The following is a 13,907-nucleotide window of genomic DNA, read 5'->3' as shown; positions in this document are numbered from 1 at the left end:
AGAACAGAAAGTGCAACAGTTGAGGAAAGAAAAGACCCGTTCTTGGGCATACAAGGCGGGGACATGTCTGCTGGCCTTATTCCTACTATCTCCCACAGCCGGGCCATTAGCGGTACCAACCGCCTTCGCCGCGCCGGTACTCGAGCTTGTCCAGGAAGAGCCCTTAACGGCCGGAGCGACATTGAAATCGTATGTCTGGAAATCCGAACGGAAGGGAACGCCCGTGTCCGTCAATGCGAAAGTGGTCCAGGTGGATCTCCAAAACCCTTATGTCAAACTGGATGTTATGACCGGTACAGGCGGGCAGTTTACGAAGAAGCAGACGGTGCTGGGAATGGCAACGGAGACCGGAGCCGTAGCGGGTGTGAATGGCGACTTCTACAACACCCAGGCCGAGGGCGTTCCGATCGGACCTGAAATTATGGACGGGAGACTGATGGCGACTGCGCCGGATCTGCCGGGATTCTATAGCTTTGCCATTACGAAGGACCGGAAGCCCATTATCGATCTTTTTGCTTTTCAGGGGAAAATCGTAGCCAAAGATGGAACCAGCTATCCGCTGGGGGGTATCAACAAAACATATTATTGGTATGAGCCCAGCGGAGTCCATAGTATGATTGACGGTCTGTTCATGTACACGGACGCATGGGCTCAGGAGGACCGGTCCAATGATGGCAAAACGGATCCGACCGAGGTGCTGGTCGTGAACAATGTGGTGACCCAGATCGTGAAGAACGATATCCTCCATATGATCGCGCCGAAGAACGGGTACATCCTGCGCTCGGCCGGCAAAGCGGCAGACTTCGTGCTTGAGCATATGAAGGTCGGAGATATGATCCAGGCCGATTACAGCATGTATCCCCAGGATCGGACCAAGAGCTACGATTACAAAAATTTTCAGATGATGATCGGGGGCCATACGATTCTGGTTGACGAAGGGGCTCCGGCTGAATTCTCCCGGAAGACCTCCGATATCGAAGGCTATTATTATAGAACCGCAGTAGGCTTCTCCAAGGACCAGCGGTATGTCTATCTGATTACGGCTGATAACAGCGGTGAAAGCAGTAGGGGACTCAGTCTGTCCGAGCTGCAGAACCTGATGATACAGGTAGGTGTATGGAGAGGTATGAATCTGGATGGCGGCGGTTCAACCCAGTTGGTTGCCCGTCCGCTCGGAGAGACACAGCCGAGGATCATCAACGATATTGTGTCGCAGCGAAAGGTTGTGAACGGGCTGGGTGTGTTCTCTCTGGCACCGAAGGGGCAGGTCAAGGGTCTGAAGGTTGAAGGTCCGGAGACCGTATTGCTGGGTGAAACGGTATCGTACAGCTTCAAAGCTTACGATGAATTCTATAATCCGGTGACCTCAGCAGAGGTGAAGCCAACCTGGAGCTGGACAGGCAGCCTACAGACGGCAGGGGAGAACGCTTTTACCGCGCTTGCAAAGGGGAAGGCCTCTATCACGGCGAAGGCAGGTTTGGCAACCGTCACGAAGGAGCTTCAAGTGGTCGGTAAGGAGGACCTTACGAACTTGAAGCTGGAAGCGAACCCGCCTATTCTTCGGGAAGGGGAGACCGTAACCTTAAAGGCAACGGCGACCACCAAGAGCGGCCTGCAAAAGGAAGTTCCGCCCCAGCTCATACAGTGGGAGATACGCGGAATCAAGGGAACCATCACCGGCAACCAGCTTCGGGTGGACAGCCTGAATGGCGCGACCCAAGGGCTTGTAATCGGGAGATACGACGGATACAGCAGCAGCAGGGCCTTGAATGTCGGAGAGGCGAAGATGTTCGTGGACTTCGATAAGAGCACCTATCCGATCTCCTTCGCGGCGACAGATGGTGTGACCGGCCTGGCGGAACGGAAAACCTCGGCAGAATCGATCCAAGGCGCCTTCGCCGAGTTAAGCTATGACTTTACCAAGGGAAGCGGCACAAAAGCGGCATACGCCGTGCTGGGCAATAAGGATATCACGGTACCCGGAGAGCCGGAGGCGATGCGTCTTCAAGTGAAGGGAGACAACAGCCTGAATTGGATCCGGGCTGAGATCCTGGATGCGCAGGGACAGGTATACCGGGTCGACTTGACCAAGGCCATCAATTGGACGGGATGGAAGACCGTCACGGTGGACCTCTCCTCCTATAAAATGTCCTACCCCATCCGCCTGACCCGGCTCTATGCGGCAAGTGTGGCGGAATTGCAGGATGAGCGGAGCCTGACCGGTAGGATCGGCTATGATGAGATTCAGTTCCTGTACAAAGGCAAGGATCCGGTACTGCCGCGTAACAAGGTGGTACTGACGATCGATAAGCCGATCATCCAAGTGAACGGCGCGATGCAGCAGATCGATCAAGCTCCGATCAAAGTGAATGACAATACGACGATGGTGCCGATCCGCTTTGTGACCGAGGCGTTGGGCGGTACCGTAGAATGGTCCGATGCCGAGCAGAAGGTGACCCTGATCCGCGGCGGCCACATGATGGAGTTCCGGATCGGGGATAAGGATTATCTGGCGGACGGCAGCCGGAAGACCGCCCTGGCCGCACCGGAATTCCGCAATGAAAGGACTATGGTCCCACTCCGGGTGTTGTCGGAACATCTGGGATGGAAGGTGGAATGGGTAGAAGAAACACGAACGGTGACTTTAGAGTAGGTTAAAATAGTTCTTACTTATCACTTCAAATGATGGGAATTATGGTAGTATAAATAATAAGCGAAAAGTACTACATTTTTGGTCAGAAGGGATTCGGTCCGCTTGCAGGTAGATGCCATTGATCGCGTCATCAAAAACGCCATTTCCGTCATGGAAGACAGCAAGTACCAGATCTTCGAGATCTGCGAAAGCGCGCGTGCGGAGCGGGAGTCCTTGAATAAAGAGCTTCAACAGGTCATGGAGGATGTTACGGCCACCATCGACCAGGTGGATAAGCTGGAGCTCTCCTACAAGCGGGCCCGGATTCGGCTGACGGAGGTCAGCAGGGATTTCCATAAATTTACCGAAGAGGATATTCGGATAGCTTACGAAGCGGCAACAAGCATGCAGCTGCAGCTTACCCTTGCCCGCGAGAAGGAATCCCATCTGAAGCAGCGCAGGGATGAGCTGCAGAAGCGGATTAAGAACGTGGACAAGCAGGTGGAGCGTGCCGAGTCCCTCGTCGGGCAGATGAACGTCGTTCTGGAATATTTGACCGGAGACCTGAACCAGGTTACACGGATACTCGAATCGGCGAAGAACCGGCAGCTGCTCGGCTTGAAGATCATATTGGCCCAGGAGGACGAGCGCAAGAGAATTGCCCGGGAAATCCATGATGGACTGGCCCAGTCCATGGCCAATGTGGTGATTCGGACGGAAATTACCGAGCGGATGCTGAGCCGTCAGGAATTCGAATCCGTGAAGCAGGAGCTCAGGGAACTGAAGAGCCAGGTGCGGGGAGGTCTGGAAGAGGTCCGCAAGATCATTTTCAACCTCCGGCCCATGGCCTTGGATGATCTGGGCTTAATCCCGACTCTTCGCAAATTCGTGCAGGACTACGAGGATAAGACCAAGATCCGGACCAAGTTCGAAATGATCGGGCGCGAGACGCGGCTGCCGTCCGGTATGGAGGTCGCGGTGTACCGACTGGTGCAGGAGGCGTTCTCGAATGTCTACAAGCATGCGAATGCCAGTTATGTGACGCTGGAGGTAACCTTCCAGACCACGATGGTGAAGATCTCCGTTCAGGACAACGGAGAAGGCTTCGACGTGGGCGTCGTGGAGCATAAGATGGGCAAGGGCGTCCATTTCGGCTTAATCGGCATGCGTGAGCGGGTAGAGCTATTGGAGGGCCGTCTGGATATCGACTCGGAGAAGGGAAAAGGAACACGGGTTTCCATGCTGATCCCGATCGGTACAGAGGAGCCGGAGCAAGGTCCCAAATAAAGGTGCTTAGCATAGACACATGCAGAAGGAGGATCGCGTATGGAAGCCATTCAACGCAAGATCAAATTGGTTCTGGCAGACGATCATCAATTAGTCCGTGAGGGCGTCAAACGTATCATTAACATGGAGGATGACCTGGAGGTTGTGGGGGAATGCGGCGACGGCATTCAAGTGCTGGAGCTGTGCAACATGCTGAATCCCGACATCGTCCTGATGGACATTAACATGCCTATCGAGAACGGGGTAGCGGCGACGGAGAAGCTCCGGGATTTCTTCCCCCATATCAAGGTCATCATCCTGTCCATACATGACGATGAGAGCTATGTATTCGAGACGCTCCGCAAAGGAGCTTCGGGTTACTTGCTGAAGGATATGGAAGCGGAGACATTGATTAACGCCATCCGCTCCGTTGTGGCCGGACATGCCTATATCCACCCCAAGGTTACCGGCAAGCTGATCAACCAGCTCCGCCGGATGACTTATCTGGACGAGGCGGGTGTTGCCGCTTCAGATGCCAATACGAAGGAAGCCGGCGTGAAGTACATCCATACTCCGAGCAGCCCGTTGACCCGCCGCGAGGCGGAGGTGCTTCGGCTGATGGCCGAGGGTAAGAGCAATAAGTCCATCGGGGAAATTCTGTACATCAGCGAGAAAACGGTTAAAAACCACGTCAGCAGCATTCTGCAGAAGATGGAAGTGGATGACCGGACACAAGCCGTTATCGTTGCCATAAAGAATGGATGGGTCACATTGTAGGTTGTAGGAACTCTGGGCGGCCCCTCGGCATATACTGATCCTAACAGAGGACTGTTGGGAGGGATCCGCCATGATATGGGGTTTGGTGTGGATCATCGGGATATACGGAGCGGCGGTAGCGGTCCTGCATATTCTGTATGCATCGCATCAGAAGCGTGAGCCGCAAACCACCTACTTTGCCCTAGTCACCCATAATAACGGCACTCAGATCGAGTGGTATCTGAGGTCCTTGATCTTCTTCTCGTGGCTAAGGGGCAGGCATATCTCCGTTACGGTTTTCGATGAGGCCTCCACGGACGATACCGTCGCAGTGGTGCGCCAATTTGCAGCCGGCCGGGGGAATATAAAGGTGGAGGTTGCCGAAGGCAGCCTGGAATCGTTCCTGGAGGCCCATCAAGGGGATGCCGTGATTGTGCATCGGGTCATGACGGTGGGAAAGGATGAAAGGCTGCCCGTCCTGCAGTGGTAAACCGCTTACATCCGGTGCGAAGGATGATGATGGAAATGCTGGCCGAGCTCTACGGAATTCGAAGCCGGGACGCAATTTGGTCTTGGCATGTGACGTTGGACTACGACACGGACCGGGTATGGAGGCCGGGGCTTCATGAAGCCCACAGCGGCATCCTCCGGTTCATGCCCTTGCTTTCCTTGGGACAAGCTCTGGCGCTGCGGGACCGGTTGAATGGCCGGGGTTCCATGGTTGGGGATCCTTCCCGCCTGCGAAGAGAACTGATGCAGATCTGCCGTGACTTAAACATTAGGGCCGGCATGGCGCCGATCCGGTGGGCTTTCCAACCATATACAACAACATATATAGCTTCGACAAGCAGTCGCGCTCCGCTGAATCATAGGGTGCTGGATCGGTTGATCCACATTCTGGCGGGGCGTTTTCTATTGTTCGAGGAGTTGATGGGGCTGATGAAGGAGGTCGGTCTGGAGGAGTGGAGCGGCGATTGGGCGCGGTACGTGCAGGCAGGAGCTTGTATAGGGGCGCTGGAGCTTATGTCCGGTATGGAAACGGGGCGAAGCAAGCATGGATGGAGCCGACATGGGGAGCTGCGCTGCCGCAGGTGCGGAAGTACCGGGCAGCAGCTCCGGTATGTTCCCTGCGCAGAATGTCAAGGCACATGCGCGTATTGCGAGGCTTGCCTGGGCATGGGGAAGATCCGGCAGTGCTCTCTGCTGATCCATGGGCTGGTGGGCCGCACTCCAAGCGTGTCTAGTGATCAAGAGCCTGGAGGTGCGGTACCGGAGCTGGAGAGATGGGGGCTAAGCCCTGCCCAGCGGAACGCTGCTTCAAAGGGGATCGAGTTCCTACGGAGCGGCCTGCCTCTTCCTAGAGAGCGAGTGGAACGCCAGGCAAGGTTTCTGATTTGGGCGGTGACGGGAGCGGGTAAGACGGAGATGATCTTCCCCTTAGTGGAGCACGAGCTTCGCCGCGGTGCCCGGGTTCTGATCACCACACCCCGCAAGGACGTGGTTCTAGAGCTGAAGCCCCGCCTGGTGAAGGCATTTCCGGATTGTACCGTGACGGCCTTATACGGGGGAAGCGACGACCGCTGGGCAGAGGGTGAAATTCTGCTGGCTACGACCCATCAGCTGCTGCGGTTCCACCGGGCCTTCGATCTGGTCATCATCGATGAGATCGATGCATTACCATACAAGATAATTCACACATGATTAGACATATTCGATGCTCTTGATGCTTGCCGGAATGAATTGTCCCTTGCGTCCATGAGCCTTCCCGATTGGCGTATCGAGCTCGATGGTCTGAAATAAGGTCGTGACGAACTCGTTCTTCTCCTTGTCGTCCAACACGTCCCAGATATCCCGCATGTCGAACAAGGTGTCCATCACTTCCTCCCGCAGGTCCCCCGTCTGATTCTGCAGCGCCTTGATCCGCTCGGCCAGACTATCCTCGACCAACTTTTCCTCGTTGCTCCGTTCCCGCAGATCGTCCTCGCTCATAAGATCATTGGCGAAAGCGTACTGCCACTTCTTTTTTCGCTTTTGGACTTCGGATAGCTGCTTGCGCAGCTCGTCCAACTCAGATTCCACCTTGTGGCGCTCCTGCTTGGCCTCCTGCTCCATCTCATCGACCTTGGACAGGTTCAGCTTAATCTGATCGACATAATCCAACACAAGCCTTTCTACGAGCTCCTGACGGAACATGGGCATGTCACACCCATTGCTCATTTGTCGTTTCGAGCAGATGTAGGAGAGGATCTTATTGAAGCTGCCGTCCTTCCGCTTATTCTGGTGATAACGGCCAGTCATGGCAGATCCACATTTGGCGCAGCGAAGTATGCCGGCGAACCAATATTCCCGGGCCTTGGTGTACCCTCCGAAGCTGCGGACCTTCATCCTCCGGGTGTGCTCCTCGTATGCTTCCATGGCGAAGATTGGCTCGTGCGACCCGTCGCTGAATATGCAGTTTACCTTCTCCTCCTTCTTCCGGCTGGCGTACTTCCCATTCATCTTCTTGGTGCCCCATCTGATTTTGCCGGCATAGTAAGGGTTGTCCAGGACGTAATAGACCGTTTGAGCCGTCCAAGAGAAGCCGCGGCGCAGCAAACCCCGATTATTCAGGATGGAGGCGACCGTCTTAAACCCGTTCCCGGACATATAGAGTTGGCGCAGCTCATGCAGCACGGCCGCCTCCTCGGGGATGATCTTGCCATCCTTGTCATACCCAAAGGGGACCGGTCCTCCCGGGCGCTGCCCCTCCTTCACCATCTGCTCCATACCGAACCGAACGTTCTCTGCAATGTTCTCGCGCTCCCATTGGGCGATATCCGCCATCAACCGAATGAAGAGCCGTCCGGTAGCCGTCCGGGTCTCGTAGGACTCGGTGCAGGACTGGAACTTGATGTTGTAGCGGTCAAAGAGCTTTAGGAGGTAATCACAGTCTGCAGCGGACCGTGTCAGCCGGTTCAGCTTGTAGATCAAAATGATGTCGAATTCATCGTTCGGGATATCCTTGATCAGTTGCTGCATCTGGGGGCGGTTCAGATCCTTGGCGCTGTATCCGTCATCGATATACACCTTACTGATCATCCAGTCCTGGGAGTCGCAGAAACTGCGCAGGCGGTTCTTCTGGCCTTCGATGGAGAAACCTTCCTCGGCTTGTTCGTCGGTGGAGACGCGAATATATAGTGCGGCGCGCATAGATGCACCTCCGAATGTTTGTTCGTGTGTTGGGGTAAAAGAAAAGCCCTATATGGGCGGTCATGCTTTTTTGTTGCGCGGGTTCAACTTAAGAATGAGAATTGTCAAAAGCACGGTAATACAAACAATTGAGACGCTTGTTACGACAGTCCAATCTATATTAATGGCATTATCTTTCGGGGCCACTGATGACGTTATTTCTTGTGGCTCGCCATCTACCTTCTTAATGACGTATGATTCATATTCCTCTTTTGATATATGTCCATCTTTATCGATGTCTGCCTTTATTCGATCATAGTCTGACTTTAATTTATTGGCGTAATAATAAGGTTCAGACTGTAGCAATTTCTTGCGCTCAGCATAGAATTTGCTCGTTGTATCAAGTCCGTCTTCGTCAAGCTTCTGTAATTGACGAATAACGCCCCCTTGATTTGTATTAGTACTTGGTGATTCAGAAGTTGATTTTTGATCCAGGTATTCTTTAGCCGAAATAAGTCCGCTGTCGGGCATATAAGCCTCCGAGAAAATCCCCATCGGTTGGGGGAGTTGCTATTCGTATCCGTACACCCTCCGCAGCCTGTCCAAGATCTCCTCGTTCTTCGCAAGGTTCATCCGGAACCGCAGTTCCTCGACTTCCTTTAGCGCCTGCCGTCTCTTCTCAATCAGTTCCGCAGGCTCCAGCCGCGCAAGCTCTTTACGCTGGGCCGGGTTCAAACCCTCGATCCGCTTTTCCGCCGGAGTCAGGTTCACCTGGCATTTCTCCGCGAAACGTTTCGGATCCAGATCCCACCGACTATTCAGCATGTAGTCCGGCATCAGCAGGCGAGAGGCAAACCAGTGGGCCTCCACCTCGAGGATGCCTTTTGTCGTTTCGTCCAACTCGCATTCTTCATGGATGCTGTTTAACAAAAAATGCCCATGGAGTAGGATGTGTCCTATCTCATGGGCGAGGGTCCAGTATTGGCATCGCTCGATCTGAGTAGGAGAAAGAACTGTATCCTCGAGATCAGTAGCAACATATATAGCGAATCGGGTCTGTTCTTTCACCCGAAATTTCATCATGTATCCTTCAGGTCCACACAGCTCAGTGAATATGACCCTCCATTTCATTTTCCGGGCATATTCAAGCAGTGGTATCGGAGGCTTTATTCGGCCTCCCAATGACATCAGAACCTTATTTGCATAATTATGGGCAATGCGAAATCGCGGTTCAGTTAATCGTGGTGGATTCTCGATGCTCAATTAATCATCTTCTTCCTCGAAGGATTTCTTCATGTCTCTTGCGAGCTTCATAAAACGCTCGTAGGCCTTCGGAGATAGATCTTTACGGGCACGCATAATGAATTGGATATCTTGATCGTTATCCACTCCGGAAATTTCCCTGCCTAGTAGATAATCAATTGAAACTTCATAGAGGTCAGCTAATTTTCTAAGAGTATCGGTATCGGGGTCTCTATAATTCCGTTCGTAGTTAGACAGGACTGTATTTGTAATCCCGACTTTTTCCGCAACGAAAATTTGGGACCATCCCTTGCGTTCTCGCTCTGCTTTAAGACGATCACCCAACTTCATAGAAAACTCCCCATTCTCATAATTTCTCACATTCTATATTATCAAGATTTAACGCTACGTTAAACCGATTCCACGACAAGTTAAAAAACCTATTGACTTTCACTTTACGTGAAATATATAATAGGCTCATAAGGTTTCACTTTACGTGGAATTCGAAAGGGCGGTGAGGATGGTGAAGCTATATGAGAGAATAAAGGCCATCAGAAAATCCAAAGGAATATCTCAGACATTTGTGGCTGAAAAGCTTGGAATGACAGTCTCCAGCTATAACATGAAGGAAAATGGGAAGCGTCCAATTAGCACTGATGAACTTGAAGGGATAGCTTCTGCTTTGCGTGAACCCATAACAAATTTTTTTGACCATGAATTCCACGTAAAGTTGAATAACCAAGAAGCGATTTGAAAAAGGAGGTGACGCCCATGTCCGCAGAGATCAAGAAGCCCTTATCCGATCAAGCCATCGACAACCTGCACCGCTTCATCGCTGTACGAAAGTCATCGATTCTGAAGCGGCTGTCCGAACGGGAGAAAGAGAAAGCAAAGGAGGCGTAAGGCGTGGAGCAAGCGCTGAACAAAGAGTTTTTACAGTCCTGCATTAATCAACTAATAGAGCAGGGCGACGTGAATTATCAAGACGGCCTATACAGCCTGACGGAGAGTGGTCGGAAGAAAGTCATCAAAGAGATGCAGCGGTACATGCTCCGCCCGGGAATGATGGTCCTCTTTCAAATGTGGTATGCCGAGGGGTTCGGCTTACAAATGAGGTGATCCGGGATGGGAAGTTTTCAATGGCGAAAGCGCGACAGCCTTAACCACTGTGCAATCCGGGCTTTTACGCTGATGAAGTGCAAGGAGAAGGGGAAAGAAGAGGCGGTCCTTATGGCCGTGAACCACAAGGACCCGACGGGGGAGCCGATGTACTGCAGGAACCCGGAGGAGATCAGTGATGAGCAGCTGGCCGCCATACATAAGAAGTTCGACGGCATGATGAAGGAATCGGAGCGGTTCAATGCGGGGAGGGACCGGCGGTGGCATAAACGGCCGGCGGGGTAAGGCGAGGGGGAAATTAACCTTGTAATTAGCATACAACAGCCGCGAAGCATAAGTCAGCCCTTCTGGTATGAGAAGTCATCATATCACCCGGAGGGGAGGTGAAAACGACTATGGAAACTCAAATCAACGAGGTTTTGCGGGAATGCCGATTGCGTGCTGGCCTGAAACAGAGCGAGCTTGCAGAAAGACTCAGCATTGATCAGGCGGTTATTTCAAATGTGGAACGTGGGAAAACACCCCCAAGCTACACATTGGTGAAGCAGTGGGCCCGGGCAACAAGATCAACAGACATCATCGGCATGGATCTTGGTGGCAATGACGGATGGAAGAAGTTTCGAAAGCTTGAGGAAGCTGTAAAGCATGCAAGGACGCTGCTGGATGTTAGCTTCATGAGAATCAGGAGGCGGTAAACATGTTCCCGGACATCATCCAAGTGGTCGCGGAAGACGTGGCAGAGGGCCTGCTGAATCGGCTGGAGCAAAACTGGCGGGACTTCATAGTCGAGGACGGTTTTAGCCGGTCCGCAGCAGAGGCGGCCTTCGAGTCGGAGCTGGAGCAGATCGGATTCGATCTGGAGATCCTGCCGGACGAAGATTATCGGGAGATCCTGAATCACCCCGTGGTGCAGGGCGCCATCGAGGAGATGCAGATCCAGGCCGAGGAAGCGGCGGCGGATGACATGGATCGGTTCGATGCCTTTCATACCGGTTCGATGGAGAAGCAGCTTAGGTACCATGGAATGTCGATTCGAGATTTTGTATAGGAGGGATTGAGATTGAGTCCAGCAACCATCGAGCAAGAACGCAATGAACAGCTCGACATCATCGTCCGGCGGATGTATCGGGACATGTCGATCAACCTGAACAACTGCCAAGCGGCGTCCGATTGGGTCCAGATGACCCTAGCGGAAGTCGCCAGAGAAAAGAAAAACGCCCTCCCTGCCAGGAGGACGCCGTCGTTAAGATCCCGTCTAAAGAATCTTCTTGTGCTTATTGTAGCACAAGGGGGCAACTGATTTAAAGGAGGCAATATCATGCAAGCTATCCGCTTAATCAATACCAAGGACATGGCACATGAGGACTGGCTGGAATGGCGACGCAAGGGAATCGGCGGCAGCGATGTCGCCCCCCTGCTGAACTTGAGCCGCTATAAATCAGCCCTCTCCGTTTACCTCGATAAGATCGGACAAGCCCCGGAGATCCTGGACAACCCGAAGATGAAGGCCGGACGGATCATGGAGTCGGTTGTGGCGGATTGGTTCGCGGAAGAAACCGGAATGAAGGTCATGCGGCAAAACGCGATCTTCCAGCACAAGCAATACCCCTTCATGCTGGCGAACATAGACCGCTGGCTCCCCGGACAGAACGCGGGCCTGGAGTGCAAGAACACTTCCGAGTATGCCCGGTCCGATTGGGAAGGCACACAGGCCCCCATGGAGTACATCCTGCAGTGTAACCACTACATGGCGGTCACGGGGGCGGAACGCTGGTACATCGCGGTTCTGATCGGAGGCTGGGACTTCCAGTGGCGGGTCATCGAGCGGGACGAGGAGATCATTCAGATGTTGATCGAGAGGGAGCGCGAGTTCTGGCAGAATCACGTGCTGGCGAAGATCCCGCCTGCCTTCGACCATCAGGACACCGATTACTTGCGGAGTCTCTATCCGGCCCACACGCCGTCCAAGGCCGTTGAGCTGACGGAGGCCGATTACAGCATCATGCAGCTGCTCTTCGACGCCAGGAAGGCCAAGAAGCTTGCAGACGAGGCCGAAGAGACGGCCAAGAACCAGCTCAAAGGCAAGATGGAAGATGCCGAGAAGGCCTACTTCCAAGGGGAGTTGCGGTTTACTTGGAAGACCAATTCGAAGGGCGTGCGGTCCTTCAAAGTCGTAGGAGGCGAAGAGTAACCCATGACAAAACAAGTTGACCAATCGGTTTTGAAGAACCAGCTTCAGACCACAAATACTGCCGGACAAGCCCCAGCCGTTTCCCCGGCCACACAGGTGGCGGCATACCTGAAGAAGATGGAGGGAGAGATTGCCCGGGCCCTTCCGAAGCACCTGACACCGGAGCGGCTGACGCGGATCGCGCTGACCACCATCCGGACCAACCCGAAGTTGCTGGAATGCACGTTGCCATCCCTGATGGCCGGTGTCATGCAGGCCGCGCAGCTGGGATTGGAGCCGGGGTTGATCGGGCACTGCTACTTCGTTCCTTTCAAAAACACCAAGCAGAATACCATGGAAGTCCAGTTCATCATCGGATACAAGGGCATGATCGACTTGGCCCGCCGGTCCGGCAATATTGAATCCATCGCGGCCCACGTGGTTTACGATAACGACTTTATCGAGCTGGAATACGGCCTGGAGGACAAACTGCGGCATGTCCCTTGGCACTTGCGGACGGACAAGAAGATGGACAAGCCCGGGGACATCAAGGGCGCTTACATGGTTGCCAAGTTCAAGGACGGCGGGCACCAGATCCATTACATGCCCTACGCTGAGATCATCCAGCACCGGGACCGATCCTCCGGATACCAGAACGCCAAGAAGTGGAATCGGACGGATACGCCTTGGCTGACGGACGAACCGGAAATGTGCAAAAAGACGGTAGTGCGGGCCGGATGGAAGTGGCTGCCGATCTCCATCGAGATTGCCAAGGAAGTCGAGAAGGACGAGGTTGTCCGTCAGGATGTAACGGACCTGAACAACGACGGCGTGATCGACATTGGGATCGGGGATGTCTCCTACGAGGACGAGCCACAGGCGGAGCCTACCAAGCAGGACGAGCTGGAGTTTAACGAATGACAGTCGGCATGATCCAAGAAGACCAAGTCCTCCTCCAGAGCAGCGTGGGAGAGAGGATTTGGGCCCTCTACGAGGACCGGGCGGCATTCCAGCAGGCCGTGAAGGATTACTTCGCGCTTGGGATGCCACGGTGGCGGGTGGTCAGGGCGGTATACCAGAAGCGGCAGATATGGCTGGCAAAGATCGAGAAGAATGTGGGGTGACAAGGATGCGGGAAATTAGGTTTCGGGCATGGGACGCGAAGCATCGTTGCTACGATTACAACCCAATTATCTTGAACGGTAAGGCAGCAGTACTTGATTCATTCGATCAGTTGGAAGAAACGAACCAGGTGCTTCAGCAATACACAGGCTTGAAGGATCGGAACGGCAAGGAGATTTACGAAGGAGATATCGTCAAGCAGACATTCCATGTTGAAACAAGGGATTCAAACGGGGAATGGGTAGCATTTGACGGGCATCACATCGGCGCTGTTTCCATCACTCCGCGGGGAGTAGTTATGAAGAACCCTATGAAGTGGTCAGAGGAAACCGATGAAATTACGGCCTGCACGATGTACAAGGGGATAACCGGAAGGCGAGCTGAGGTCATTGGCAACATCTACGAAAACCATGAATTGATTAGAGCCTAAAG

At 53.5% G+C, this 13,907-nt stretch carries 20 protein-coding genes; 16 read left to right on the top strand and 4 right to left on the bottom strand.

Annotated elements, in window-relative coordinates:
• Positions 1–10: 10 nt before the first annotated feature.
• The 5 genes from ACSEXW_RS17485 to ACSEXW_RS17465 all read left to right on the top strand — a co-directional run bounded on the left by ACSEXW_RS17485 (position 11) and on the right by ACSEXW_RS17465 (position 6,355).
• Entirely contained in the window at positions 11–2,653 is a 2,643-nt protein-coding gene (locus ACSEXW_RS17485; protein ID WP_438447456.1) for a phosphodiester glycosidase family protein, read from the top strand.
• A 102-nt stretch (positions 2,654–2,755) separates the two neighbouring features.
• Entirely contained in the window at positions 2,756–3,919 is a 1,164-nt protein-coding gene (locus ACSEXW_RS17480; RefSeq protein WP_438447455.1) for a sensor histidine kinase, read from the top strand.
• Between the two features lie 39 nt (positions 3,920–3,958).
• Positions 3,959–4,675, top strand: a complete 717-nt coding sequence (locus ACSEXW_RS17475; protein WP_438447454.1) for a response regulator — start codon at positions 3,959–3,961, stop codon at positions 4,673–4,675.
• A 70-nt stretch (positions 4,676–4,745) separates the two neighbouring features.
• Positions 4,746–5,144, top strand: coding sequence for a glycosyltransferase family 2 protein (locus ACSEXW_RS17470; RefSeq protein WP_438447453.1), 399 nt, complete (start codon positions 4,746–4,748; stop codon positions 5,142–5,144).
• Between the two features lie 23 nt (positions 5,145–5,167).
• The gene (locus ACSEXW_RS17465; protein ID WP_438447452.1) at positions 5,168–6,355 is read left to right on the top strand and encodes a DEAD/DEAH box helicase family protein; all 1,188 of its coding nucleotides are present in this window, start codon (positions 5,168–5,170) and stop codon (positions 6,353–6,355) included.
• Here the strand turns inward: ACSEXW_RS17465 and ACSEXW_RS17460 are convergent, their stop codons facing one another.
• From ACSEXW_RS17460 to ACSEXW_RS17445, 4 genes are all read right to left on the bottom strand, one after another.
• Positions 6,356–7,843 (bottom strand): recombinase family protein, encoded by a 1,488-nt coding sequence (locus ACSEXW_RS17460; protein WP_438447451.1) that lies wholly within the window; start codon positions 7,841–7,843, stop codon positions 6,356–6,358.
• A gap of 60 nt (positions 7,844–7,903) precedes the next feature.
• A complete protein-coding gene (locus tag ACSEXW_RS17455; RefSeq protein ID WP_438447450.1) occupies positions 7,904–8,353 on the bottom strand; it encodes a hypothetical protein in 450 nt (149 codons plus the stop codon).
• A 39-nt stretch (positions 8,354–8,392) separates the two neighbouring features.
• A complete protein-coding gene (locus ACSEXW_RS17450) occupies positions 8,393–8,902 on the bottom strand; it encodes an ImmA/IrrE family metallo-endopeptidase (protein WP_438447530.1) in 510 nt (169 codons plus the stop codon).
• Positions 8,903–9,085: 183 nt separating this feature from the next.
• Entirely contained in the window at positions 9,086–9,415 is a 330-nt protein-coding gene (locus ACSEXW_RS17445; RefSeq protein WP_438447449.1) for a helix-turn-helix domain-containing protein, read from the bottom strand.
• A 145-nt stretch (positions 9,416–9,560) separates the two neighbouring features.
• On the opposite strand from ACSEXW_RS17445, the gene ACSEXW_RS17440 reads away from it, so the two are divergent.
• From ACSEXW_RS17440 to ACSEXW_RS17390, 11 genes are all read left to right on the top strand, one after another.
• Positions 9,561–9,818, top strand: coding sequence for a helix-turn-helix domain-containing protein (locus tag ACSEXW_RS17440; protein ID WP_438447448.1), 258 nt, complete (start codon positions 9,561–9,563; stop codon positions 9,816–9,818).
• 17 nt (positions 9,819–9,835) lie between these two features.
• On the top strand, positions 9,836–9,967 hold the full coding sequence (locus ACSEXW_RS17435; protein WP_438447447.1) for a hypothetical protein: 132 nt from the start codon (positions 9,836–9,838) through the stop codon (positions 9,965–9,967).
• A 3-nt stretch (positions 9,968–9,970) separates the two neighbouring features.
• Positions 9,971–10,183: a helix-turn-helix domain-containing protein gene (locus ACSEXW_RS17430; protein ID WP_438447446.1), complete on the top strand. Its 213-nt coding sequence runs from the start codon at positions 9,971–9,973 to the stop codon at positions 10,181–10,183.
• Positions 10,184–10,294: 111 nt separating this feature from the next.
• A complete protein-coding gene (locus tag ACSEXW_RS17425; RefSeq protein ID WP_438447445.1) occupies positions 10,295–10,468 on the top strand; it encodes a hypothetical protein in 174 nt (57 codons plus the stop codon).
• A 110-nt stretch (positions 10,469–10,578) separates the two neighbouring features.
• The gene (locus ACSEXW_RS17420; protein ID WP_438447444.1) at positions 10,579–10,878 is read left to right on the top strand and encodes a helix-turn-helix transcriptional regulator; all 300 of its coding nucleotides are present in this window, start codon (positions 10,579–10,581) and stop codon (positions 10,876–10,878) included.
• Positions 10,879–10,880: 2 nt separating this feature from the next.
• Positions 10,881–11,231, top strand: coding sequence for a hypothetical protein (locus tag ACSEXW_RS17415; protein WP_438447443.1), 351 nt, complete (start codon positions 10,881–10,883; stop codon positions 11,229–11,231).
• Positions 11,232–11,243: 12 nt separating this feature from the next.
• Positions 11,244–11,483, top strand: coding sequence for a hypothetical protein (locus tag ACSEXW_RS17410; RefSeq protein ID WP_438447442.1), 240 nt, complete (start codon positions 11,244–11,246; stop codon positions 11,481–11,483).
• Between the two features lie 18 nt (positions 11,484–11,501).
• Complete coding sequence (locus tag ACSEXW_RS17405; RefSeq protein ID WP_438447441.1) at positions 11,502–12,374, top strand: YqaJ viral recombinase family nuclease; 873 nt, start codon at positions 11,502–11,504, stop codon at positions 12,372–12,374.
• 3 nt (positions 12,375–12,377) lie between these two features.
• Positions 12,378–13,274, top strand: a complete 897-nt coding sequence (locus ACSEXW_RS17400) for a recombinase RecT (protein ID WP_438447440.1) — start codon at positions 12,378–12,380, stop codon at positions 13,272–13,274.
• Entirely contained in the window at positions 13,271–13,477 is a 207-nt protein-coding gene (locus tag ACSEXW_RS17395; protein WP_438447439.1) for a hypothetical protein, read from the top strand. Before ACSEXW_RS17400 ends, ACSEXW_RS17395 begins: the two co-directional genes overlap by 4 nt.
• Positions 13,444–13,905, top strand: coding sequence for a YopX family protein (locus ACSEXW_RS17390; protein ID WP_438447438.1), 462 nt, complete (start codon positions 13,444–13,446; stop codon positions 13,903–13,905). The genes ACSEXW_RS17395 and ACSEXW_RS17390 overlap by 34 nt, the downstream gene beginning before the upstream one ends.
• Positions 13,906–13,907 lie beyond the last annotated feature (2 nt).

This window comes from Oryzibacillus soli (assembly GCF_051594765.1).
GTDB lineage: Bacteria > Bacillota > Bacilli > Paenibacillales > NBRC-103111 > Paenibacillus_AR.
The sequence above is the reverse complement of the archived record's forward strand: the minus strand, read 5'-3'. Positions and strand labels throughout refer to the sequence as shown.

Bases quoted from the DNA above. Each gene is read 5' to 3' on its own strand.
- ACSEXW_RS17460 (WP_438447451.1), bottom strand. From the start codon at position 7,843: ATGCGCGCCGCACTATATATTCGCGTCTCCACCGACGAACAAGCCGAG.
- ACSEXW_RS17400 (WP_438447440.1), top strand. From the start codon at position 12,378: ATGACAAAACAAGTTGACCAATCGGTTTTGAAGAACCAGCTTCAGACC.
- ACSEXW_RS17475 (WP_438447454.1), top strand. From the start codon at position 3,959: ATGGAAGCCATTCAACGCAAGATCAAATTGGTTCTGGCAGACGATCAT.
- ACSEXW_RS17395 (WP_438447439.1), top strand. From the start codon at position 13,271: ATGACAGTCGGCATGATCCAAGAAGACCAAGTCCTCCTCCAGAGCAGC.
- ACSEXW_RS17420 (WP_438447444.1), top strand. From the start codon at position 10,579: ATGGAAACTCAAATCAACGAGGTTTTGCGGGAATGCCGATTGCGTGCT.
- ACSEXW_RS17390 (WP_438447438.1), top strand. From the start codon at position 13,444: ATGGCTGGCAAAGATCGAGAAGAATGTGGGGTGACAAGGATGCGGGAA.
- ACSEXW_RS17425 (WP_438447445.1), top strand. From the start codon at position 10,295: ATGGCCGTGAACCACAAGGACCCGACGGGGGAGCCGATGTACTGCAGG.
- ACSEXW_RS17465 (WP_438447452.1), top strand. From the start codon at position 5,168: ATGATGATGGAAATGCTGGCCGAGCTCTACGGAATTCGAAGCCGGGAC.
- ACSEXW_RS17435 (WP_438447447.1), top strand. From the start codon at position 9,836: ATGTCCGCAGAGATCAAGAAGCCCTTATCCGATCAAGCCATCGACAAC.
- ACSEXW_RS17450 (WP_438447530.1), bottom strand. From the start codon at position 8,902: ATGAAATTTCGGGTGAAAGAACAGACCCGATTCGCTATATATGTTGCT.
- ACSEXW_RS17455 (WP_438447450.1), bottom strand. From the start codon at position 8,353: ATGCCCGACAGCGGACTTATTTCGGCTAAAGAATACCTGGATCAAAAA.
- ACSEXW_RS17405 (WP_438447441.1), top strand. From the start codon at position 11,502: ATGCAAGCTATCCGCTTAATCAATACCAAGGACATGGCACATGAGGAC.
- ACSEXW_RS17415 (WP_438447443.1), top strand. From the start codon at position 10,881: ATGTTCCCGGACATCATCCAAGTGGTCGCGGAAGACGTGGCAGAGGGC.
- ACSEXW_RS17445 (WP_438447449.1), bottom strand. From the start codon at position 9,415: ATGAAGTTGGGTGATCGTCTTAAAGCAGAGCGAGAACGCAAGGGATGG.
- ACSEXW_RS17470 (WP_438447453.1), top strand. From the start codon at position 4,746: ATGATATGGGGTTTGGTGTGGATCATCGGGATATACGGAGCGGCGGTA.